At 72.7% G+C, this 20,794-nt stretch carries 14 protein-coding genes; 7 read left to right on the top strand and 7 right to left on the bottom strand.

The genetic code is table 11. The features are described from left to right. Positions 1-975 (top strand): electron transfer flavoprotein subunit alpha/FixB family protein, encoded by a 975-nt coding sequence (locus QM720_RS03540; protein WP_415124775.1) that lies wholly within the window; start codon positions 1-3, stop codon positions 973-975. Between the two features lie 323 nt (positions 976-1,298). After that, entirely contained in the window at positions 1,299-3,140 is a 1,842-nt protein-coding gene (locus QM720_RS03535) for a cytochrome b/b6 domain-containing protein (protein ID WP_415124774.1), read from the top strand. A gap of 310 nt (positions 3,141-3,450) precedes the next feature. On the opposite strand, the gene QM720_RS03530 is transcribed toward QM720_RS03535, so the two are convergent. Beyond that, complete coding sequence (locus tag QM720_RS03530) at positions 3,451-3,957, bottom strand: GNAT family N-acetyltransferase (RefSeq protein ID WP_415124773.1); 507 nt, start codon at positions 3,955-3,957, stop codon at positions 3,451-3,453. A 93-nt stretch (positions 3,958-4,050) separates the two neighbouring features. Between QM720_RS03530 and QM720_RS03525 the strand changes: the two genes are divergently transcribed. Continuing rightward, the gene (locus QM720_RS03525) at positions 4,051-4,611 is read left to right on the top strand and encodes an acyl-CoA thioesterase (RefSeq protein WP_415124772.1); all 561 of its coding nucleotides are present in this window, start codon (positions 4,051-4,053) and stop codon (positions 4,609-4,611) included. A gap of 24 nt (positions 4,612-4,635) precedes the next feature. Beyond that, positions 4,636-8,373, top strand: a complete 3,738-nt coding sequence (locus QM720_RS03520; RefSeq protein ID WP_415124771.1) for a proline dehydrogenase family protein — start codon at positions 4,636-4,638, stop codon at positions 8,371-8,373. Between the two features lie 197 nt (positions 8,374-8,570). On the opposite strand, the gene QM720_RS03515 is transcribed toward QM720_RS03520, so the two are convergent. Next, a complete protein-coding gene (locus tag QM720_RS03515) occupies positions 8,571-9,326 on the bottom strand; it encodes a hypothetical protein (protein ID WP_415124770.1) in 756 nt (251 codons plus the stop codon). Between the two features lie 231 nt (positions 9,327-9,557). On the opposite strand from QM720_RS03515, the gene QM720_RS03510 reads away from it, so the two are divergent. The 3 genes from QM720_RS03510 to QM720_RS03500 are packed head-to-tail and all read left to right on the top strand — an operon-like array spanning position 9,558 to position 13,173. Beyond that, entirely contained in the window at positions 9,558-11,366 is a 1,809-nt protein-coding gene (locus QM720_RS03510; RefSeq protein ID WP_415124769.1) for a circularly permuted type 2 ATP-grasp protein, read from the top strand. Continuing rightward, a complete protein-coding gene (locus QM720_RS03505) occupies positions 11,360-12,289 on the top strand; it encodes an alpha-E domain-containing protein (protein ID WP_415124768.1) in 930 nt (309 codons plus the stop codon). The genes QM720_RS03510 and QM720_RS03505 overlap by 7 nt, the downstream gene beginning before the upstream one ends. After that, entirely contained in the window at positions 12,286-13,173 is an 888-nt protein-coding gene (locus QM720_RS03500; protein ID WP_415124767.1) for a transglutaminase family protein, read from the top strand. The genes QM720_RS03505 and QM720_RS03500 overlap by 4 nt, the downstream gene beginning before the upstream one ends. Positions 13,174-13,296: 123 nt before the next feature. Here the strand turns inward: QM720_RS03500 and QM720_RS03495 are convergent, their stop codons facing one another. From QM720_RS03495 to QM720_RS03475, 5 genes are all read right to left on the bottom strand, one after another. Then, positions 13,297-13,764 (bottom strand): biotin/lipoyl-containing protein, encoded by a 468-nt coding sequence (locus QM720_RS03495; RefSeq protein WP_415124766.1) that lies wholly within the window; start codon positions 13,762-13,764, stop codon positions 13,297-13,299. A gap of 56 nt (positions 13,765-13,820) precedes the next feature. Continuing rightward, the gene (locus tag QM720_RS03490) at positions 13,821-15,323 is read right to left on the bottom strand and encodes an acetyl/propionyl/methylcrotonyl-CoA carboxylase subunit alpha (RefSeq protein WP_415124765.1); all 1,503 of its coding nucleotides are present in this window, start codon (positions 15,321-15,323) and stop codon (positions 13,821-13,823) included. Between the two features lie 5 nt (positions 15,324-15,328). Then, positions 15,329-16,882, bottom strand: coding sequence for a carboxyl transferase domain-containing protein (locus QM720_RS03485; protein ID WP_415124764.1), 1,554 nt, complete (start codon positions 16,880-16,882; stop codon positions 15,329-15,331). A gap of 216 nt (positions 16,883-17,098) precedes the next feature. After that, positions 17,099-18,526, bottom strand: coding sequence for a rhamnulokinase (locus tag QM720_RS03480; RefSeq protein WP_415124763.1), 1,428 nt, complete (start codon positions 18,524-18,526; stop codon positions 17,099-17,101). 145 nt (positions 18,527-18,671) lie between these two features. Further along, positions 18,672-20,708 carry a bifunctional aldolase/short-chain dehydrogenase gene (locus QM720_RS03475; protein ID WP_415124762.1) on the bottom strand — a complete coding sequence of 679 codons (2,037 nt, stop codon included), beginning with the start codon at positions 20,706-20,708 and terminating at the stop codon, positions 18,672-18,674. Positions 20,709-20,794: the final 86 nt, after the last annotated feature.

The following is a 20,794-nucleotide window of genomic DNA, read 5'->3' as shown; positions in this document are numbered from 1 at the left end:
ATGATGGATTTCGCTGCGGATTCGATCCTCGTCCTCCTCGACGTCACGCCCGCGGGCGAGCTGGCAAAGTCGTCGGCGGGCCTGCTCGGCGCGGCCGCCGAGGTCGGCACGCCGGTGGCGCTGATCGTGCACGAGAACGTCGAGCTGGCCGCGGATGCCGCTGCCCTCGGCGCCGCCGTCGTGCTCACGCACGCGCCGGGCGACGCCGCGACGCTGTCGCTGCCCGCGGTCGACGCCCTCGCGGCGGCGTTCGCGCTGGTGAACCCCGACGCCGTGCTCGTGTCGAACTCGATCGAGGGCCGCGACGTCGCCGGCCGGTTCGCCGTCCGTGCGGCGCTCGCGCTGTCGGTGGATGCCGTGGGCATCGCGCGCGACGACGACGGCGTGCTCGCGCAGCATTCGGTCTACGGCGGATCGTTCAACGTCACCTCGGCTTCGACCTTCGGGGCGCCCGTCATCACGGTGCGCCAGGGTGCGATCGAAGCCCGCGCGGAGGCGGTGCCGCTCGTGGCCGAGCAGCTCACGGTGGCCCCGTCGGCGTCGCCGGCCGCTGTCGTGACGGGGTTCGAGGCGGAGGTCGCGGCATCCAGCCGACCCGAACTGCGCGGTGCGGCGAAGGTCGTCTCCGGCGGTCGTGGCCTCGGCTCGGCCGAGAAGTTCGTGCTCGTCGAGCAGCTCGCCGACGTGCTCGGCGCCGCCGTCGGCGCCTCGCGCGCCGCCGTGGATGCCGGCTACATCCCCTACTCGCACCAGGTCGGGCAGACCGGGGTCTCGGTGTCGCCGCAGTTGTATGTCGCTCTCGGCATATCCGGCGCGATTCAGCACAAGGCCGGCATGCAGACCGCGAAGACCATCGTCGCGATCAACAAGGACGCCGACGCCCCCATCTTCGACGTCGCCGACTTCGGCGTCGTGGGCGATCTGTTCCAGGTCGTGCCGCAGCTGATCGCGGCCCTCGAGGCGAAGAAGGCCTGATGGTTGCGCCGGGTTCGGCCACCGGCGTGCGCCGCGGGTTGCCGCGCGTGCCGGGCGGCCCCGCGTGGCCCGAGGTGCCCGGGGTGGCGGGGGGCGCGGCGGTGGCCGGTCCAGCCGAGTCGCCCGGCGGCGCAGCTGGGGCAGTCGGCGCGGACCCGGCGTCCGGGGTTGAGTCGCGGCAGGTTGTGGGTGCGGATGCCGCTGACCCGCAGATCGCCGCGACTGAACTGGGTGTTCGTTTGGCGTCGGAGGTTGAGTCGCGGCAGGTTGCGGGTGCGGATGCCGCTGACCCGCAGGTTGCCGCGACTGAACCGGGTGTTCGTTTGGCGTCCGGGGTTGAGTCGCGGCAAGTTGCGGGTGCCGGCGTCGTTGACCCGCAGGTTGCCGCGACTGAACCGGGTGTCGGCGGCGCGCGTGCGCTGCGCCGCGGGCTGCCGCGCGTCGTGGGCGGCGAGGCGTGGCCGCGTGCCGAAGCTGTCGCGGCATCCGTTGCGGCCGGACTGACCCCGGGCGCTGCGACTGAGTCGCGGCACACTGCGGATGCCGGTGCCGTGCACCCGCAATCTGCCGCGACCGAAGCCGCGCCGACGGCGCCCGGGCAGTCGGCTGCGGCGGGCGTCTCCGCGGCGCACCCGCCGCAGGCGACCGCTGAATCCGCCGGAGGGGCGCTGCGCCGCGGGCTGCCGCGCGTCGCGGGCGGCGCGGCGTGGCCGGATGCCGTCGCGGCATCCGTTGCGGCCGGACTGACCCCGGGTGCTGCGGCCGAGTCGCGGCAAACTGCGGGTGCCGGCGTCGCTGACCCGCAGATCGCCGCGACCGAACCGGGTCTCGCGCGTGCGATACGGCGCGGGCTGCCGCGCGTGGCGGGCGGCGCGGCGTGGCCGCCGGCATCCGTCGTGCGCGTCGTGGCCCCGCCTACCCCTGCCGAGTCGCGGCAAACTGCGGGTGCCGGCGTCGCGCACCCGCAATATGCCGCGACTGAACCGGGGGCTGCGCTCGGGACCGAGGTTGAGTCGCGGCAAACTGCGGATGCCGTCGCCGCTGACCCGCAATATGCCGCGACCGAACCCGTTCCGCGGTCCGTCGCGGCGGGTGCGGGGACCGCGGCGGGTGCGGGGACCGGGGCGGGCGCCGAGGCTGCCCCCGCGCCGACGGGGCCGCGTCCGCCGCTGACGGTGCCGCAGACCGTGTGGCCGGGGCGGGCGGCGACCCATCGCCCGGCGCCGAAGGCCGAGCCGCGCCGCTACGGCCCGTTCACGAAGGGCCAGTGGGCGGGCATCGTCGTCGTGGGCGGCGCGGCGCTGCTGTTCGCCGCGGCGATGGCCGTGTTCTTCGTGCGGTGGTTCCTCAGCCTGGAGTTCATGCGGGACTTCCTCGCGACCTATCCGGGCGAGTATCACCTGCCGGATGCGGCGCCGGTCGGCATCCCGGTGTGGCTCGGGTGGCAGCACTTCTTCAACGTGTTCCTGATGGTGCTGATCATCCGGTCGGGGCTGACGGTGCGCACCGAGAAGCGGCCGACCGCGTTCTGGACTCCGCGCAGGGATGCCAAGGGCAAGGTCAGTCTGACGATCTGGTTCCACCAGGCGCTCGACTTGCTGTGGCTGATCAACGGCGCCGTGTTCGTCGTACTGCTGCTGGTCACCGGGCAGTGGATGCGGATCGTCCCGACGAGCTGGGAGGTCTTCCCCAACGCGCTCAGCGCGGCGCTGCAGTACGTGTCGCTGGACTGGCCGACCGAGAACGGATGGGTGAACTACAACTCCCTGCAGCAGCTTGCGTACGGCACGACCGTGTTCGTGGCGGCGCCGCTGGCGGCGCTCACCGGGTTCCGGATGAGCAGCGTGTGGCCGAAGAACAACGCCCGGCTCAGCGCCGCGTACCCGATCGAGTGGGCGCGCACGGTGCACTTCCCGACGATGCTGTACTTCGTCGTGTTCATCGTGATCCACGTTGCGCTGGTCTTCGCGACCGGAGCATTGCGCAACCTCAACCACATGTACGCCGCGCAGGGATCGCCCGACCCGAACGCCTACGCCGACAACTGGACGGGGTTCTGGATGTTCGCCCTGTCGCTCGCGGCCATCGCGGGGGCGTGGGCGGCCGCGCGGCCGCTGGTGCTCGCGCCGATCGCCCGGCTGTTCGGGACGGTGTCGGGGCGGTAGCTGTTCTTCCCCGGCATCCGTCGCCTGTCCCGCCGGCATCCGTCGCCTGTCCCGCCGGCATCCGTCGCCGGTTCCCGCCGGCATCCGTCACCGAAAACAGGAGATCACGCGAAAACAGGATGGATCCCGTCACAATCGTCCTGTTCTCGAACGATCTCCTGTTCTCGTGCGCGTGGGCGGGCGCGCGTGGGCGGGGCGCGTGGGGGCGCGCGTGGACGCGGGCGGGGGCGCGTGGGGGCGCGCGCGGGCGGGCAGGCGCGAAGTCGCGCGGGCGGGCGCCGCCGCGCGACGCCGCCGGGATGCCGGCGCCTCAGCGGACGAAGCGGACTTCGGTGAGGCTCTCGCCGAGGAACGGCTCGGTGTGCGTCGCGCCGTCGAGGGCGAAGCCGTTGCGGGCGTAGAACCGGTGCGCGCGGGGGTTGTCGTCGGCGACCCAGAGGTACACGCCCTCGCCCGGCTCGACGACGGCGTCGAAGAGACGCTGGCCGATGCCGGTGCCGTGGAACGCGCCGAGCAGATAGATGAAGTACAGCTCGCGGAATCGCACGGCGTCGCGGTCGCGCGCGGGCCCCGAACCGGCGAACCCGACGATCTCGCCGTCGACGAGAGCGGCGACCATGCGCAGGTCGGAGCCCTGCTGCGCCCAGTGCGTCCACAGTTCGGCGAGGCGCCGGGGCGAGACCTTCTCGAGCGCGGCCGTGCTGATCAGGTGGTCGTAGGTCTCATGCCAGCACGTCGCGTGCACCCGGCCGAGAGCCTCGGCATCCACGTCGCGGACGGGACGGATGACGACGTCGGTCTTCAACTCGGCTTCCATGGCCAGACTCTACGACTGGGCGCACGAATCGCGAAATCGACGGATGCCGGGATCGCCCCACCCGCATACCCGGAGCGACTAACATCGCGCTACGTGAACGTATGGTGGCGAACCCTGCTGACGATCTGGCGCGCGAAGGCGCTGCTGCGCCGACGCGGGACGATCCCACCGCACAGCGTCGGACGCATCCGGCTGCGGACGCTGCCCACCGATCTCGACCTGCTCGGACACATGAACAACGGCCGCTACGCGTCGCTGTTCGACCTCGGGCGGTTCGATCTGCTGATCCGCACCGGCGTCTGGGATGCGATGAACGCGCAGGGCTGGTACGCGGTGGTCGCGAGCGAGACCGTCACGTTCCGCAAGTCGCTGCGCCTGTGGCAGCGGTTCACCGTCGAGTCGCGGCTGTACGGGCACGACGACAAGGCGGTGTACCAGATGCACCGTGCCGTGGTGGACGGCGAGATCTATGCCGAGATGATCGTGCGGGCGCGGTTCCTGCGGCGCAGCGGCGGCGTCGTGAACACCGCGGAGCTGTTCGAGGCGCTGCACCGGCCCGACGATCTGCCGCCCCTGCCGCAGTGGGTCACCGACTGGGCCGCAGGTTCCGCGCTGCCCTCGACGAAGGCCCCCGCGCCGAGCATCTGGGACTGAGCCCGCGGGTCATAGGCTGGAGCCATGTCGGACACGCCCTCCGTCGCTCCACCCGCGCAGCCCCCGTCTGCGCTCGCCGATCAGGCGATCGAGCTGGCCCGCCGGTGGGTCGCCGAGTCGGCCGAAGCCGACGTCGATCCCGCCGCCGAACGCCTTGCCGGAGTGCTGAAAGACCCCGACGGGCTGCCGTTTACGATCGGCTTCGTCGACGGCGTCATGCGCCCCGAGTCGCTCGGGGCCGCGGCCGCGAACCTGCAGCGCGTCGCACCGCTGGTTCCCGGGTTCCTCCCCTGGTATCTGCGCGCCGCGGTGCGCACCGGCGGCACCGTCGCCCCCGTGCTGCCGACGCCGACCGTGCCGATCGCGCGTCGCGTGCTGCGCGAGATGGTGGGGCATCTCGTCGTCGACGCCCGGCCCGACAAGCTGGGGCCCGCGCTCGCGAAGATCCGGGAGTCGGGGGCGCGGCTGAACCTCAATCTGCTCGGCGAGGCCGTCCTCGGCGAGAGCGAGGCGCTGCGGCGGCTCGACGGCATCCACGACCTCATTCGTCGGGGCGACGTGGACTACGTTTCCGTCAAGGTGTCGGCGATCGCCAGCCACATCTCGATGTGGGCGTTCGACGAGGTCGTCGACACGGTCGTCGAGCGACTGCTGCCGCTGTATCTGACGGCGACCGGCGACGGCACCTTCCTCACCCTCGACATGGAGGAGTACCGCGACCTCGATCTGACGATCGCGGTGTTCACCCGCCTCCTCGAAGATCCGCGGCTGCGGGGCCTGGAGGCGGGCATCGTGCTGCAGGCGTACCTGCCCGACGCGTTGCCGGCGCTGCGCGAGCTCACCGCGTGGGCGGCGCGCCGGGTCGCGGCCGGCGGCGCGCGCATCAAGGTACGGCTCGTCAAGGGCGCGAACCTCGCGATGGAACGCGTGGATGCCGCCCTGCACGGCTGGCCGCTCGCCACGCACGCGTCGAAGCTCGACGCCGACGCCGGCTACCTGCGCTGCCTCGACGAGGCGCTGCGCCCCGCGCACACCGCCGCCGTGCGCGTCGGCGTCGCCGGCCACAACCTCTTCGACATCGCCTACGCGTGGCTGCTCGCCGGCGAGCGCGCGGTCCGGGGCGACGTGGAGTTCGAGATGCTGCTGGGCATGGCGCAGGGGCAGGTCGAGGCCGTCGCCCGCGAGGTGGGGCACGTGCTGCTGTACGTGCCGGTCGTGCGCCCCGACGAGTTCGACGTCGCGATCAGCTACCTCGTGCGTCGCCTCGAGGAGAACGCGTCGAGCGAGAACTTCCTCTCCGCGGCGTTCGAGCTGCACAGCGACCCGGCCCTGTTCGAGCGCGAGCGCGACCGGTTCCTCGCGTCGCTGGCGCGCTGCGCCGACCCGACGCTGCCGGTCGGGCCGAACCGGCGGCAGGATCGCGCGGCGGAGGCCGCGCAGGCCGCGCCGCCGGCCCTTCCTCAGGCGCCGCTGCCGTCGCTGCCGCCGCTGTCCGCGGCCGACGGCGGCCAGCCGGGACGCACGAAGCCGCCGGCGAGCGACGCCGACCTCACGCAGGCGGTGCTCGGCATCGCGCGGGCGTCGGCGGCGGCCGGCGACGACCCGATCGGCGAGCCGGTGTTCGTGCCCGGCGACGTCGTGCAGACGGCGGTGTTCGCCGCCCGCGAGTCGGTCGAGGCGCCACGGGGGGCGCCCGGGTTCGCGAACACGCCCGACACCGACCCCGCGCTGCCGGCGAACCGCGCGTGGGCGGCCGGCATCCTCGCCCGGGTCGAGACGTCGGTCGCGGGGGATGCCGCCGTCGGCGCCGCGCACCTCGCCACGGCAGACCGGCTCGACGCCGTGGTCGCGCGCGTGCGCGCCGCCGCCGAACGCTGGGGGGCGACGCCGGCCGCCGAGCGCGCCGCCGTGCTGCAGGCCGCCGCCCGCGCGCTTCAGGCGCGCCGCGCCGAGCTGATCGAGGTCGCCGCCAGCGAGACCGGCAAGGTGTTCGCCGAGGCCGACGCGGAGATCAGCGAGGCCGTCGACTTCGCGAACTACTACGCCGCGACGGCGCGCGAGCTCGACCGCGTCGCCGGGGCGGTGTTCGTCCCGGCGAAGGTGACCGTGGTCACCCCGCCGTGGAACTTCCCGATCGCGATCCCGGCCGGCGGGGTGCTGGCGGCGCTCGCGGCCGGTTCCGGCGTCGTGTTCAAGCCCGCGCACCAGTCCGCGCGCTGCGCGGCGGTGGTCGCCGAAGCTCTCTGGGATGCCGGCATCCCGCGTGACCTCCTCGCCCTCGTCGTGCTCGACGAGCGCGCGCTGGGGCAGCAGCTGCTCTCGCACCCCGACGTCGACCGGGTGATCCTCACCGGGGCGTGGGAGACGGCGCAGCTGTTCCGCTCGTGGCGGCCCGACCTGGCGCTGCTGGCCGAGACGAGCGGCAAGAACGCCATGATCGTCATGCCGTCGGCCGATCTGGATCTCGCGGCATCCGACCTCGTCAAGAGCGCCTTCGGGCACGCCGGGCAGAAGTGCTCGGCCGCATCGCTCGCGATTCTCGTCGGGCCGGTCGCGCGGTCGCAGCGCTTCGCGCGTCAGCTCGTCGACGCCGTGCAGTCGCTGCGCGTCGGCCCGCCGTCCGATCCGCTGAGCGAGGTCGGCCCGGTGATCGAGGTGCCCAGCGGAAAGCTCCGGTGGGCGCTGACGACGCTGGAGGAGGGCGAGGAGTGGCTCGTCGAGCCGCGGCCGGTCGACGATGCGGCGCCGGAGTACGCGGGCCGGCTGTGGCGGCCCGGCATCCGCACCGGCGTCAGACCCGGGTCGCGCACGCACCGGGAGGAGTTCTTCGGGCCGATGCTCGGGATCCTGCACGCGCACTCGCTCGCCGAGGCGATCGAGCTGCAGAACGCCGTCGCCTACGGACTGACGGCGGGGCTGTACACGCAGGATCCGGCCGACCTGGCGCTCTGGCTCGATCACGTCGAGGCGGGAAACCTGTACGTGAACCGCGGCATCACCGGGGCGATCGTGCAACGGCAGCCGTTCGGCGGCTGGAAGCGCTCGGCGGTCGGCGCCGGCGCGAAGGCCGGCGGGCCGAACTACCTCATCGGGCTCGGGTCGTGGCGGCCGTCCGCCGGCGGGGCGCCGTCGTCGACCCTGCACCTGCGCGGACTCGACACCCGCATCACGATGCTCATCGAGGCGGCCCAGCCGTCGCTGGACTACGAGGCGTTCGAGTGGCTGCGCCGCGGCGCCCTGTCCGACGCGATCGCGTGGGACCGCGAATTCGGCCAGGTGGGGGACGTGTCGCAGGTGAAGGTGGAGCGCAATCTCTTCCGGTACCGGCCCGTGCCCGTCGCGATCCGTGCCACCAAGGATGCCGCCTGGCAGGCCGTGCTGCGGGTCGTGGTGGCCGGCATCCGAGCCGGCGGATCGTTCACGCTGAGCGCGCCCGTCGGCCTTCCGGCCGAGGTGCGCCGGGCGCTCGGAGACCTCGACGCCCCGGTGTTCGTGGAGACCGACCGGGAGTGGATCGACCGGATGCGTGCGGCCCGCGACGCGGCGCCGCGCGTGCGGCTCGTGGGCGCTGCGGCATCCGTCGCCGGTGTGCGCCGGGCGCTGGCCGAGGCGACCGGCGGAGACCCCGGTCTCGCCGTCTACGACAACGACGTGACGACCGCCGGCCGCATCGAACTGCTGCCGTTCGTGCACGAGCAGTCGGTCACGATCACCGCTCACCGGTTCGGCACCCCCGACCCCTGGAGCGAGGCCGTGATCTGACGGGCGATCGGCGGCCGAAACGCGGAGAGAAACAACTTATCTTTCTGTCGTCGGAGGGTGCGGAGAGGCACGATTGCTATGGCGCTTCTGGGGAGCGCCGACGGAGACCGGTTCCAGCACGGCAGTGCTACGGCAGAGCCGCTGGTCGAACCGTCGATGACACGCCGGGGGGAGTGTCGCTCTGGGGCCGGGGGGAATCACTCGACCCCAGGGCTCCCGTCCGTGCCGGGCTGTGCAGCATCGCCTGGCACGGCGGGAGTCGTGAACTCGTTCACGAGCGCGCGCACCCCGAGCGCGAACAGCGTCCAGTTCCCGGTCGGAAGCTCGTCGTCGTCGGTGACGTCGTACGACGGATGCTCGATGCCCTCCAGCGCCCGCACGCCGAATCCCTCGCCCATCGCGGCCATCGCCTCGGCGAAATCCTCGATCGTCAGCGGGGTTCTCATCCGGCGGCCGTACGCCTCCATGACGTGCGCGTAGAACTCGGCGAAGGCGGCGACCGACTCGCGATGGCGCTGCAGGCTCGCCTCCTTCAGCTCGGGCCAGGTCTCCGCGGTGGTGCGCAGGGCCAGCGCGATGCGGAACTGCTGCGCATCCATCGCATCGGCGGGTTCGGTCACCTCGACGGCGGCGGTGCGCACGTGCGCGTCGGCCGCGGCGCGGATCACGTCGTCACTGCTGGCGCCCGACGCGATCATCTCCTCGACCGGCAGCCGGGCGTAGTCGGTGGGGCCGCTGAGCCGCAGCCGCACCATCGCGACGGCGAGGTCGCGCTGGTAGTGGTCCTGATCCGCCCACAGCCGGTAGGCGGCCCCCGTCGTCAGTCCGGCCCGGCGCAGCACCTCCTGCAGTCGGATGTGCTGCACGCCGGCCGAGACTCCGCGTTCCAGCAGCATCTGCATGCCGACCCGCAGCAGGAGCGTGCGGGTCTCGTCTCCAGTGCGTCGCGCCATGAAAAGAAATGTACTCAACTTGTGCGTCCGGCGCCCGTATCGCTTCACCGGTTCGCGCATCCCCGCATCCCCGCGTGGACGAGCGCCGTCGCTGGCGCCGAGCCTGCCGGTTGCGTGCGACCCTGCCGCCTGCGAACCGTTCGCAACCGGCCGGGTCGAGCGTTGGGGGTGGGGTCGACGGGATGCGGGCCCGAAACACCGCGGCAACACATCGCGCACTAGAGTCGTCGCATGGGCGACCTGTTCGACGGATACGGTTCCACGCTGGCACCGCGCAAGACGGCGTCGGGGGTGCCGGCGTTCGACGAGATGTTCGCGGCCCCGGCGCATCCCGCAGCGGCGGCCGATTCGCGACCGGCGTACCGCGAGCTGTACCAGGCGCTCGCGAAGATGACCCAGGAAGAGCTGCGCGGGCGCGCCGATTCGCTGGCCAGTTCCTACCTCGCGCAGGGCGTCACGTTCGACTTCGCCGGTGAAGAGCGTCCCTTCCCGCTCGACGCCGTGCCCCGGGTCATCGAGTACGACGAGTGGGCCCGGGTCGAAAGCGGCGTGCAGCAGCGGGTGCGGGCGCTCGAGGCGTTTCTCGACGACGCGTACGGCCGCCAGCACTGCGTCCGCGACGGGGTGCTGCCGGCGGCGCTCATCGCGTCGAGCCAGTACTTCTACCGGCAGGCTGCCGGCATCCATCCCGCGAACGGCGTGCGGATTCAGGTGTCGGGCATCGACCTCATCCGCGACGAGCACGGCGAGATGCGCGTGCTCGAAGACAACGTGCGCGTGCCGTCGGGGGTCAGCTACGTCATCTCCAACCGGCGGGTGATGGCCCAGACGCTGCCCGAGCTGTTCCTCTCGATGCGGGTGCATCCGGTCGGGGAGTACCCGAACCGCCTGCTGCAGGCGCTGCGGGCGTCGGCGCCGCCCGGCGTCGAGGATCCCAACGTCGTCGTGCTCACGCCCGGCGTCTACAACTCGGCCTACTTCGAGCACACGCTGCTGGCCCGTCTCATGGGCGTCGAGCTCGTCGAGGGCCGCGACCTGCTGTGCTCGGGCGGCAAGGTGTTCATGCGCACGACCCGCGGACCCAAGCGCGTCGACGTCATCTACCGCCGCGTCGACGACGACTTCCTCGACCCGCTGCAGTTCCGCGCCGACTCGATGCTGGGAGCCCCCGGCCTCATGCTCGCCGCGCGGCTGGGCAACGTCACGATCGCCAACGCCGTCGGCAACGGCGTCGCCGACGACAAGCTGCTGTACACCTACGTGCCCGACCTCATCCGGTACTACCTCGCAGAGGAGCCCCTGCTGCGCAACGTCGACACGTGGCGTCTGGAGGAGCCCGACGCGCTCGAAGAGGTGCTCGACCGGCTGGACGAGCTCGTCGTCAAGCCCGTGGACGGCTCCGGCGGCAAGGGGCTGGTCGTGGGTCCGGATGCCTCGCCCGCCGAGTTGGAGAAGCTGCGCAAGAAGCTGCTCGCCGATCCGCGCGGCTGGATCGCGCAGCCGGTCGTCATGCTTTCCACCATCCCGACCCTCGTCGAGGACGGGATGCGGCCGCGTCACGCCGACCTGCGTCCGTTCGCGGTCAACAACGGCGACGAGGTGTGGGTGCTGCCCGGCGGGCTCACCCGCGTCGCACTGCCGGAGGGGCAGCTCGTCGTCAACTCGTCGCAGGGCGGCGGGTCGAAGGACACCTGGATCGTCGGCGGCGAAGGCCCCGGGCGCGGCGAGTACGCGCCCGGCCCGGGGGGCGTCGCGGGCCTGGTCGCCGACCAGGCCGCGGTGACCGAGGCGATCTCGATCATCTACGACGCACAGCAGGCTCAGGCCCACTCGCCGCACGACCGCCCCTTCGGCAACCGCGAGCAGCAGGAGCAGCAACAGCAGGCCCGGGTCGCCCCGTTTCGTCTCGGCCCTGCGGGCCTCGCTCAACGACCGGAGGGCGCGATACGCCGGTTGTCGAGCGCCCCGGTCGTTGAGCGAGCGGCGCAGCCGCGAGACGAAACGCAGCAACCTGCAACAGGGGGTGAGGGGGCATGCTGAGCCGCATCGCGGAGTCGCTGTTCTGGATCGGGCGCTACATCGAGCGCGCCGACGGCACCGCCCGCATCCTCGACGTGCACCTGCAGCTGCTGCTGGAAGACCCGTGGATCGACGAGGACACCGCGTGCCGTTCGCTCATGGGCGTCATGGGCAGCTTCCCGGAGCCGGACGGCCGGGTCACGCGCAGCGACGTGCTGACGAGCCTCGCGGTCGACCGTAGCAACCCGTCGAGCATCTCGTACGCCGTGCTGTCGGCGCGCGAGAACGCCCGCCGGGCGCGCGAGATCGTCTCCACCGAGCTGTGGGAGACGCTCAACACGACCAACTCGCGCATGCCGCGGCGCCTGAACAACGAGAAGGTGCACGAGTTCTTCAAGTGGGTGCGCGAGCGTTCGGCGCTCGCCGTCGGCATCACCGACTCGTCGACGAGCCGCGACGAGGCGTGGCAGTTCCTCACCCTCGGCCGCTCGATCGAACGCACCGACATGACCGCGCGGCTGCTCGCGACGCGCGCGCTGACGGAGGCATCCGGCCCCTCCTGGACGACCATCCTGCGCTCGTGCGGCGCCTACGAGGCGTACCTGCGGACCTATCGGGGGATGCCGAGCGCCTCGAACGCGGCCGAGTTCCTGCTGCTCGACCGGCTCTTCCCGCGGTCGATCATCCACTCCATCGCGCGGGCCGAGGAGTGCATGAGCGCGATCGATCCCGTCGCCGACCGGGTCGGGCACTCCAACACGGTGCTGCGGGCGCTCGGACGCATCCGCAACGATCTGGAGTACCGGCCGATCGGCGAGATCCTCAGCGAACTGCCCGAGCACATGGAGCAGGTGCAGCTGGTCACGCGCGAGGCGTCGGAGGCGATTCGCGCCCGGTTCTTCCCGACACACGCCGAGCCGAGCTGGATCGGAGAGACCTCATGACCGCGCCCTTCGTTCCGGATGCCGCGCCCTACGCGCCGCCGCGCCGCCTGCGCATCGAGCACACGACGGGCTTCGCGTACGCGGGCGAGGTGGGCGCGTCGTACAACGAGGCGCGGATGCTGCCGAACTCGACCGAGACCCAGTTCGTGCTGAGTTCGCAGCTGGACATCCAGCCGGCGTCGAGCGTCAACTACTACGCCGACTATTTCGGCACGCGCGTCGCGACGTTCGACGTGCTGGCCGTGCACGATGCGCTGGAGATCACGGCGCGCTCGCTCGTCGAGGTGCGGTCGCACCCGCTCGTGTTCTCCGAGGTGTCGTGGGACGCGCTGGCGCGCGAGGCCTCTCGGTCGATCGCGACCGTCGAGATGCTGGGGCAGTCGGCGCGCACGGCGCCGCATCCCGAGGTCGCCGCCCTCGCGCGAGCGATCGCCGCGCAGCACGACAACCCCGCGCGCGCGGCGCACGCCATCGCCCTGGCGATCGGCGAGGCCGTGGAGTACACGCAGGGGATCACCGGCGTGCACTCGACCGGCGCGGAAGCCTGGACCGCGCGCAAGGGCGTGTGCCAGGACATCACCCACATCACGCTGGGTGCGCTGCGCGAGGTGGGGATTCCGGCCCGCTACGTCTCGGGATACCTCCACCCCGACCCCGACGCGGAAGTCGGCGTCGCCACGCCCGGCGAGTCGCATGCGTGGGTGGAGTGGTTCGCGGGCGACTGGCAGGGCTTCGACCCCACCAACCGCATCGAGATCGGCGACCGGCACGTGCTCGTGGGCCGCGGGCGCGACTACAACGACGTGCCGCCGCTGCGCGGTGTCTACGCCGGCCCCTTCAAGGGCGAGCTGCACGTGAAGGTGACCATCACCCGCGAGGCGTGACCGCGGTCGGGTTGCTGCGTTTCGTCTCGCGGCTGCGCCGCTCGCTCAACGACCGGTGCATGGGGTGACCCCTCCCCGGTCGTTGAGCGAGGCCCGCAGGGCCGAGACGAAACGCCCCTGCCCCTACGGTGCGGGTGCGACGGTCGCGACGACGGCGCCGCGCGCGACGCGGTCGCCGACCGCGACCGCGAGGCGCACGGTGCCGGCGACGGCGGCGCGCAGCACGTGCTCCATCTTCATCGCCTCGACGACCACCAGCGCGTCGCCGGGCTGTACCTGGTCGCCCTCGGATGCCGGCACCAGCACGACCGTCCCCGGCAGGGGCGAGACGACCTGTGGGGAGGCGTCGGTGTGCCTCCCGGCCCGGTGGCCGGAGCCCGCCCGATCCGCGCGCTCGCCGAGGGGCCGGGAGCCGGCATCCGTCACCCGGAGTGTCACGCCGTCGGAGGCGATCCACAGCGCGTCGGCGCCGGTCGTCTTCTCGCCGGCGAACACGACGGGCCGGGTCAGGGCGTCGATCGTCACGAGCGCCGTGCCGGACCCCGTCGGCGTGAGCGCGGCGGGGGCCTCCGGGGCGGCGTCGACGGACACGCGCAGCTCGTCGCCGCGTCCCCAGACGCGGACCTCGGCGGTCCGCTCGCCCGCCGTCAGCCGGTAGCGGCGCGGAGCCGGCGGCCCGAGCCGCCACCCGTCGCGGCGGTGCCAGGGCCCGGGGTCGCGGCATCCGCGGCATCCCACACGAGCGCGGCCTCGGCGAAGGCGCGCGCGGTCGGCGACGCGAAGCGCCACTCGCCCTGCGCACGGGCGATGAGCCCGGTGTCGAGACGCCCGGCGACGACGTCGGGGTGGGCGAGCAGCAGGCGCAGGAACTCCACGTTCGTCTCGAAGCCGAGCACGACGGTGTCGCGCAGCGCGGTGTCGAGCCGCCGCAGCGCCGCCCCGCGATCGGGCCCGGTCGCGATGAGCTTCGCGAGCATCGGGTCGTAGTCGATGCCGACCTCCAGACCCTCGGCCAGCGCGGAGTCGACGCGCACGCCGTCGCCGCCCGGGTGGATGACCCGCAGCACGCGCCCGCCCGTGGGAAGGAACCCCGCCGCGGAGTCTTCCGCATACACGCGCGCCTCGATGCTGTGGCCCGTGAGCACGACGTCGTCCTGCGTGAGCGGCAGCGGCGCGCCCGCGGCGATGCGCAGCTGCAGCTCGACGAGGTCGAGCCCGGTCACCTCCTCGGTCACCGGGTGCTCCACCTGCAGCCGCGTGTTCATCTCCATGAAGAAGAACTCGCCGGGGCGGTCGTCCGAGACGATGAACTCGACGGTGCCGGCGCCGCGGTAGCCGACGCTGCGGGCGGTCTCGCACGCGGCCGCTCCGAGACGCGCGCGGATCGCGGCGCCGTCGGCGAGGCCTTCCAGCAGCGGTGACGGCGCCTCTTCGACGATCTTCTGGTGCCGCCGCTGCAGCGAGCACTCCCGTTCGCCGAGGTGCACGATGTTCCCGTGCGCGTCGGCGACGATCTGCACCTCGATGTGCCGCGGCGTCGACACATACCGCTCCAGGAATATCGTGTCGTCGCCGAAGGATGCCGCGGCCTCGCGCCGCGCCGCGGCGAGCGCGTCGCGGAGGTCGGCGGCATCCGTCACGACGTGCATGCCCTTGCCGCCGCCGCCCGCCGACGGCTTGACGAGCACGGGCAGGCCGAGCTCGGCGGCGCCCGCGATGAGCTCGTCGTCGCTCGGGCGGGCGATGCCGGGAACCGTCGCGACGCCGCGCGCGTCGACCGCGTGCCGGGCGGCGATCTTGTCGCCCATGACCTCGATCGCCTCGGGCGACGGGCCGATGAAGACGATGCCCGCCGCGGCGCACGCGCGCGCGAACGCGGCGTTCTCGGCGAGGAAGCCGAACCCCGGGTGGATCGCCTGCGCTCCGGTCTGCCGCGCCGCGGCGATGACCCGCTCGACGCTGAGGTAGCTCTCGATCGCCGGCGCGGGGCCGAGTCGCACCGCCTCGTCGGCTTCGCGCACATGCACGGCGCCGGCATCCGCGTCGCTGTAGACGGCGATCGACCGGATGCCCAGGCGCCGCAGCGTGCGGATGATGCGCACGGCGATCTCGCCGCGGTTCGCGATGAGAACGCTCTCGAAGCTCAGCACGGCGATCACATCCGGAACACGCCGTACGACGGTGCCGGCGCGACGGGGGCGCGGTTCACGACGTCGAGCGCGAGCCCGAGCACGTCGCGGGTCTCGTCGGGCTCGATGATGCCGTCGTCCCAGAGTCGCGCGGTCGAGTAGTAGGGGCTGCCCTGCCGCTCGTACTGCGCGCGGATGGGGGCCTCGAAGGCGGCGCGCTCGTCGTCGGACCAGGGCGTGCCGGCGGCATCCAGCTGCTCGGCGCGCACCGTCGAGAGGACGGATGCCGCCTGCGGCCCGCCCATCACCGACACCCGGGCCCCGGGCCACAGCCATAGGAACCGCGGGGAATACGCCCGCCCGCACATCGAGTACGTGCCGGCGCCGAACGACCCGCCGACGACGACGGTGAGCTTCGGCACGCGCGCGCAGGCGACGGCGTTGACCATCTTGGCGCCGTGCTTCGCGATGCCGCCGGCCTCATATTCCCGTCCGACCATGAACCCGGTGATGTTCTGCAGGAACACGAGCGGCGTGCCGCGCTGGTCGCACAGCTCGATGAAATGCGCGCCCTTGAGGGCCGATTCGCCGAACAGCACGCCGTTGTTCGCGACGATCCCGACGCGATGGCCGTGGATGCGGGCGAAGCCCGTGACGAGCGTCTCGCCGTAGTCGCGCTTGAACTCGTGGAACGACCCGCCGTCGACGAGCCGCACGATGATCTCCCGGGCGTCGTAGGGCGTCGTGAGCTCGACGGGGACGACGTCCAGGAGCGAGCCGGCATCCGGCGCTCTCGTCTCGGCGGCGGGCTCGGCGAGGGGCGCGGGGGCGGGGAGGGTCGCGACGATGTCGCGGACGATGCGGAGGGCATCGGCGTCGTTCTCGGCGAGGTGGTCGGCGACACCCGAGATGCGGGTGTGCGTGATGCCGCCGCCGAGATCCTCGGCGCTGACGATCTCGCCCGTCGCGGCCTTCACGAGGGGCGGGCCGCCGAGGAAGATCGTGCCCTGGCCCCGCACGATGACGGTCTCGTCGCTCATCGCGGGGACGTACGCGCCGCCGGCGGTGCTCGACCCGAGGACCGCCGCGATCTGGGGGATGCCGTCGCGCGACATCCGCGCCTGGTTGTAGAAGATGCGGCCGAAGTGGTCGCGGTCGGGGAAGACCTCGTCCTGGAGGGGCAGGAACGCGCCGCCGGAGTCGACGAGGTAGATGCAGGGGAGGCGGTTCTCGGCGGCGATCTCCTGCGCGCGCAGGTGCTTTTTCACCGTGAGCGGGTAGTAGGTGCCGCCCTTGACGGTGGCGTCGTTGGCGACGACGCAGACGTGCCGCCCGTGGACGAGGCCGATGCCGGCGACGACCCCCGCCGACGGGGCGTCGCCGCCGTAGAGGTCGTAGGCGGCGAGCGGCGCGATCTCCAGGAACGGGCTGCCGCGGTCGAGCAGCAGGTCGATGCGGTCGCGGGCGAGCAGCTTGCCGCGCTCGACGTGGCGCCGGCGCGAGGCCTCGGGCCCGCCCCGTGCGATGCGCGCGCGGCGCTCGCGCAGCTCGTCGACGAGCGCGCGGTAGGTGACGACCATGGCACCCCCTCATTCGGTTAGTCCACACTAACCGAAACTGCCCCGCGGCGGGAGGGGCGGCATCCGTCCGGCGCTTCTGGGGATGACTCGCGTGTCGCGAAAAACGGAAGAATCGCGAAATGAGGACGGATGCCGCCGGTTCCCTCCGTTTTTCGCGTCATATCCGTTTTTCGCGACGGGTGGATGCCGGGTGGATGCCGGCGCCGACGGCAGGGGTCAGGCGCGCGGGTCGTAGCGCCGGGGCGGATGCGTGCGGGCGACGAGGTCGCGCAGGGCCTCGAGCGAGCCCGACACGACGCCGCCGGCGCGCGCCTGCACGAGCACGTTGCCCAGCGCGGTCGCTTCGACGGGGCCTGCGAGGACGGGAAGTCCGGCCCGGTCGGCGGTGCGCTGGCACAGCAGGGCGTTCAGCGCGCCGCCGCCGACGAGGTGGATCGTGCCGACGTCGACGCCGCCGAGGCGCCCGGCCTCGCGCGCCGCGTCGGCGAACGCCTGCGCGAGCGACTCGACGATCGCGCGGGCGGTCTCGGCGCGGGTGCGGGGGGCGTCGACGTCGTGCTCGGCGCACCACGCCGCGATGCGCGCGGACATGCTGCCGGCCGTCTCCTCGGACGGCAGGAAGCGCGGGTCGTCGACATCGAAGACCGGCACGGCGGATGCCGGGACGGCGGCGGCGGCCGACAGCACCTCGGCGAGGTCGATCGCGACGCCGTCTTCGCGCTCCCATCCGCGCACGGTCTCGCTGAGCACCCACAGGCCCATGACGTTGTGCAGCAGCCGCACGCGTGCGTCGACGCCGCCCTCGTTCGTGAAGCCCGCGGCCAGCGCCTCGGCGGTCAGCACCGGCCGGTCGACCTCGACGCCGACGAGACCCCACGTGCCGCAGGAGATGTACGCGGCGGCATCCGCCTGCATCGGCACCGCGACGACCGCGGAGGCCGTGTCGTGCGACCCGACGGCCGTGACGACGGGTGCGCCGCCGATGGTTTCCGCAACGCGCGGCCGCAGCGCGCCGACCCGCTCGCCGGGGGCGATGAGCGGGGGCAGGATGGCGCGCGGCACGCCGAGCGCCGCGATCAGTTCGTCGTCCCACGCCTGTGCGGCCCAGCTCAGCAGCCCGGTCGTCGAGGCGTTCGTGACCTCGGCGCGCGCCTGCCCGGTGAGCCAGCAGGCGAGGAGGTCGGGGATGAGCAGCGCCGTGTCGGCGAAGGCGAGCCACGACGCAGGCTCGGCGGCGAACTGATACAGCGTGTTGAACGGCAGGAACTGCAGGCCGTTGCGGGCATACAGGTCGGCGTGCGGCAGCCGCGCGTGCACGGCCTCGACGCCGCGGGCGGTGCGCGCGTCGCGGTAGTGGAAGGGCGTGCCGATCAGGCGGCCGTCCCGCAGCAGCCCATAGTCGACGGCCCACGAGTCGATGCCGATGCTGAGGATGCCGGCATCCTGTCGCAGCGCGTCGCGCAGTCCGCTCAGGGCGGCGCCGTACAGGCCGAGGATGTCCCAGTGCAGGCCGTCGCCGACGAAGACGGGGGTGTTCGGGAACCGCGCGACGGTCGTGGTCTCGAGGGTGTCCGGCCCGACCCGCCCGACGATGACGCGACCGCTCGTGGCGCCGAGGTCGACGGCGGCGACGGCCCCGGTCATCGGATGCCTCGCTGCGTTTCGTCTCGCTGCGCTCGCTCAACGCCCGGGGAGGAGCTGTGGTCCCGGACGTTGAGCGAGCGCCGCGGATGGTTCCGGACGTTGAGCGAGCGCCGCAGGCGCGAGACGAAACGCCCCGAGTGCGCGCTCATCGCAGGAACGCGGCGGCGACGCCGGAGTCGACGGGGATGTGCAGGCCGGTGGTGCGCGAGAGCTCGGGGCCGGTGAGGACGTAGACGGCGGCGGCGACGTTCTCGGGGACGACTTCGCGCTTGAGGATCGTGCGCTGGGCGTAGAACGCGCCGAGGTCCTGCTCGGCGACGCCGTAGGTCGCGGCGCGGTTGGCACCCCAGCCCGACGCGAAGATCCCCGAGCCGCGGACGACCCCGTCGGGGTTGATGCCGTTGACCCGCACGCCGTGTTCGCCGAGTTCGACGGCGAGCAGGCGCACCTGGTGGGCCTGGTCGGCCTTGGTCGCGGAGTAGGCGATGTTGTTGGGGCCGGCGAACACGCTGTTCTTCGAGGAGATGTAGACGATGTCGCCGCCCATGCCCTGGGCGATGAGGGCTTTCGCGGCGGCCTTGGAGACGAGGAACGAGCCCTTCGCCATGACGTCGTGCTGCAGATCCCAGTCCTTCTCGGTGGTCTCCAGCAGGGGCTTGGACAGCGACAGGCCGGCGTTGTTGACGACGAGGTCGACGCCGCCGAAGGCGAGGATGCCGGCATCCAGCGCGGCCTGCACGGCGTCTGCGTCGGCGACGTTCGCCGCGACGCCGATCGCGACGTCGGCGTTGCCGAGTTCGGCGGCGGCGGCCCGGGCCTTGTCGAGATCGAGGTCGGCGACGACGACGCAGGCGCCCTCGGCGGCAAGACGCGTGGCGATGGCCTTGCCGATGCCGCTGGCGGCGCCGGTGACGAATGCGATGCGGCCCTGGTGGGTCTTGGGCTTCGGCATCCGCCGGAGCTTCGCCTCTTCCAGCGCCCAGTACTCGATGCGGAACTTCTCGGCGTCGGAGATGGGGCGGTAGGTCGACAGGGCCTCGGCGCCGCGCATGACATTGATCGCGTTGACGTAGAACTCGCCCGCGACGCGCGCGGTCTGCTTGTTGGTGCCGTAGCTGAACATGCCCACGCCCGGCACGAGCACGATGAGCGGGTCGGCGCCGCGGATCGCGGGGCTCTCGGCGGTCGCGTGCGCGTCGTAGTACGCCTGGTAGTCGGCGCGGTACTCCTGGTGCAGCTCGTGCAGGCGCGCGATGGTCTCTTCGAGGGAGGCGGATGCCGGCAGGTCGAGGATCAGGGGTGTGACCTTCGTGCGCAGGAAGTGGTCCGGGCAGCTCGTGCCCAGCGCCGCGAGGCGCGGGGCGGCCTCGGAGGCGAGGAAGTCCGTCACGACGGCCGCGTCGGTGTAGTGGCCCACCATCGGGTGGTCGGTCGAGGCGAGCCCGCGGATCGTGGGAGCCAGGGCCGCGGCGCGGGCGTGGCGCTCGGGCTCGGGGAGCGCCTCGAACCCGGGGCGGATGCCGCCGAACGGGTCGGGCTTGCCGTGGGCCTGGATGTAGGCGGCGGCGGTGTCGATGATCCAGAGGCTGTTGCGCTCGGCATCCTCGGAGGTGTCGCCCCACGCCGTGATGCCGTGGCCGCCGAGGATGCAGCCGACCGCCTGCGGGTTCGCGGCCTTGATCGCCGCGATGTCCAGGCCCAGCTGGAACCCGGGGCGCCGCCACGGCACCCACGCGACCTTGTCGCCGAAGATCCGGGCCGTCAGCGCCTCGCCGTCGGCCGCCGTCGCGATCGCGATGCCGCTGTCGGGGTGCAGATGGTCGACGTGCGCGGCGTCGACGAGGCCGTGCATCGCGGTGTCGATGCTCGGCGCGGCCCCGCCCTTGCCGTGCAGGCAGTAGTCGAACGCGGCGACCATCTCGTCCTCGCGGTCGACGCCGGGGTAGACGCCGGTGAGCGCGCGCAGGCGGTCGAGGCGCAGCACCGCGAGCCCCGGCTCGGTGAGGGTGCCGAGGTCGCCGCCCGAGCCCTTCACCCACAGCAGCTCGACGGGCTCGCCCGTGACGGGGTCGATCTCGGTGCCCTTGGCCGAGGTGTTGCCGCCGGCGTAGTTCGTGTTCTTCGGGTCGGCGCCCAGGCGGTTGCTGCGGGCGAGGAGCGCGGCGGCGGTCGGGTTCGTCATGACGTGGTTCCTTGGGGTTCGGGATGCGGAGGTTGCGTCGCGGCTATGTGTGGGTGTGAGGGGGTCCGACCCGCAGGATGCCGCGA

This window comes from Microbacterium sp., from assembly GCF_047602155.1.
GTDB lineage: Bacteria > Actinomycetota > Actinomycetes > Actinomycetales > Microbacteriaceae > Microbacterium.
Note: the sequence above shows the minus strand (reverse complement) of the source record. Positions and strands in the feature narration are given on the sequence as shown.

What these genes read in the sequence shown, in the direction of transcription:
- QM720_RS03480 (WP_415124763.1), bottom strand. Translation starts at nt 18,526, where the DNA reads ATGACCGGGGCCGTCGCCGCCGTCGACCTCGGCGCCACGAGCGGTCGC.
- QM720_RS03475 (WP_415124762.1), bottom strand. Translation starts at nt 20,708, where the DNA reads ATGACGAACCCGACCGCCGCCGCGCTCCTCGCCCGCAGCAACCGCCTG.
- QM720_RS03530 (WP_415124773.1), bottom strand. Translation starts at nt 3,957, where the DNA reads ATGGAAGCCGAGTTGAAGACCGACGTCGTCATCCGTCCCGTCCGCGAC.
- QM720_RS03500 (WP_415124767.1), top strand. Translation starts at nt 12,286, where the DNA reads ATGACCGCGCCCTTCGTTCCGGATGCCGCGCCCTACGCGCCGCCGCGC.
- QM720_RS03515 (WP_415124770.1), bottom strand. Translation starts at nt 9,326, where the DNA reads ATGGCGCGACGCACTGGAGACGAGACCCGCACGCTCCTGCTGCGGGTC.
- QM720_RS03540 (WP_415124775.1), top strand. Translation starts at nt 1, where the DNA reads ATGATGGATTTCGCTGCGGATTCGATCCTCGTCCTCCTCGACGTCACG.
- QM720_RS03510 (WP_415124769.1), top strand. Translation starts at nt 9,558, where the DNA reads ATGGGCGACCTGTTCGACGGATACGGTTCCACGCTGGCACCGCGCAAG.
- QM720_RS03485 (WP_415124764.1), bottom strand. Translation starts at nt 16,882, where the DNA reads ATGGTCGTCACCTACCGCGCGCTCGTCGACGAGCTGCGCGAGCGCCGC.
- QM720_RS03520 (WP_415124771.1), top strand. Translation starts at nt 4,636, where the DNA reads ATGTCGGACACGCCCTCCGTCGCTCCACCCGCGCAGCCCCCGTCTGCG.
- QM720_RS03505 (WP_415124768.1), top strand. Translation starts at nt 11,360, where the DNA reads ATGCTGAGCCGCATCGCGGAGTCGCTGTTCTGGATCGGGCGCTACATC.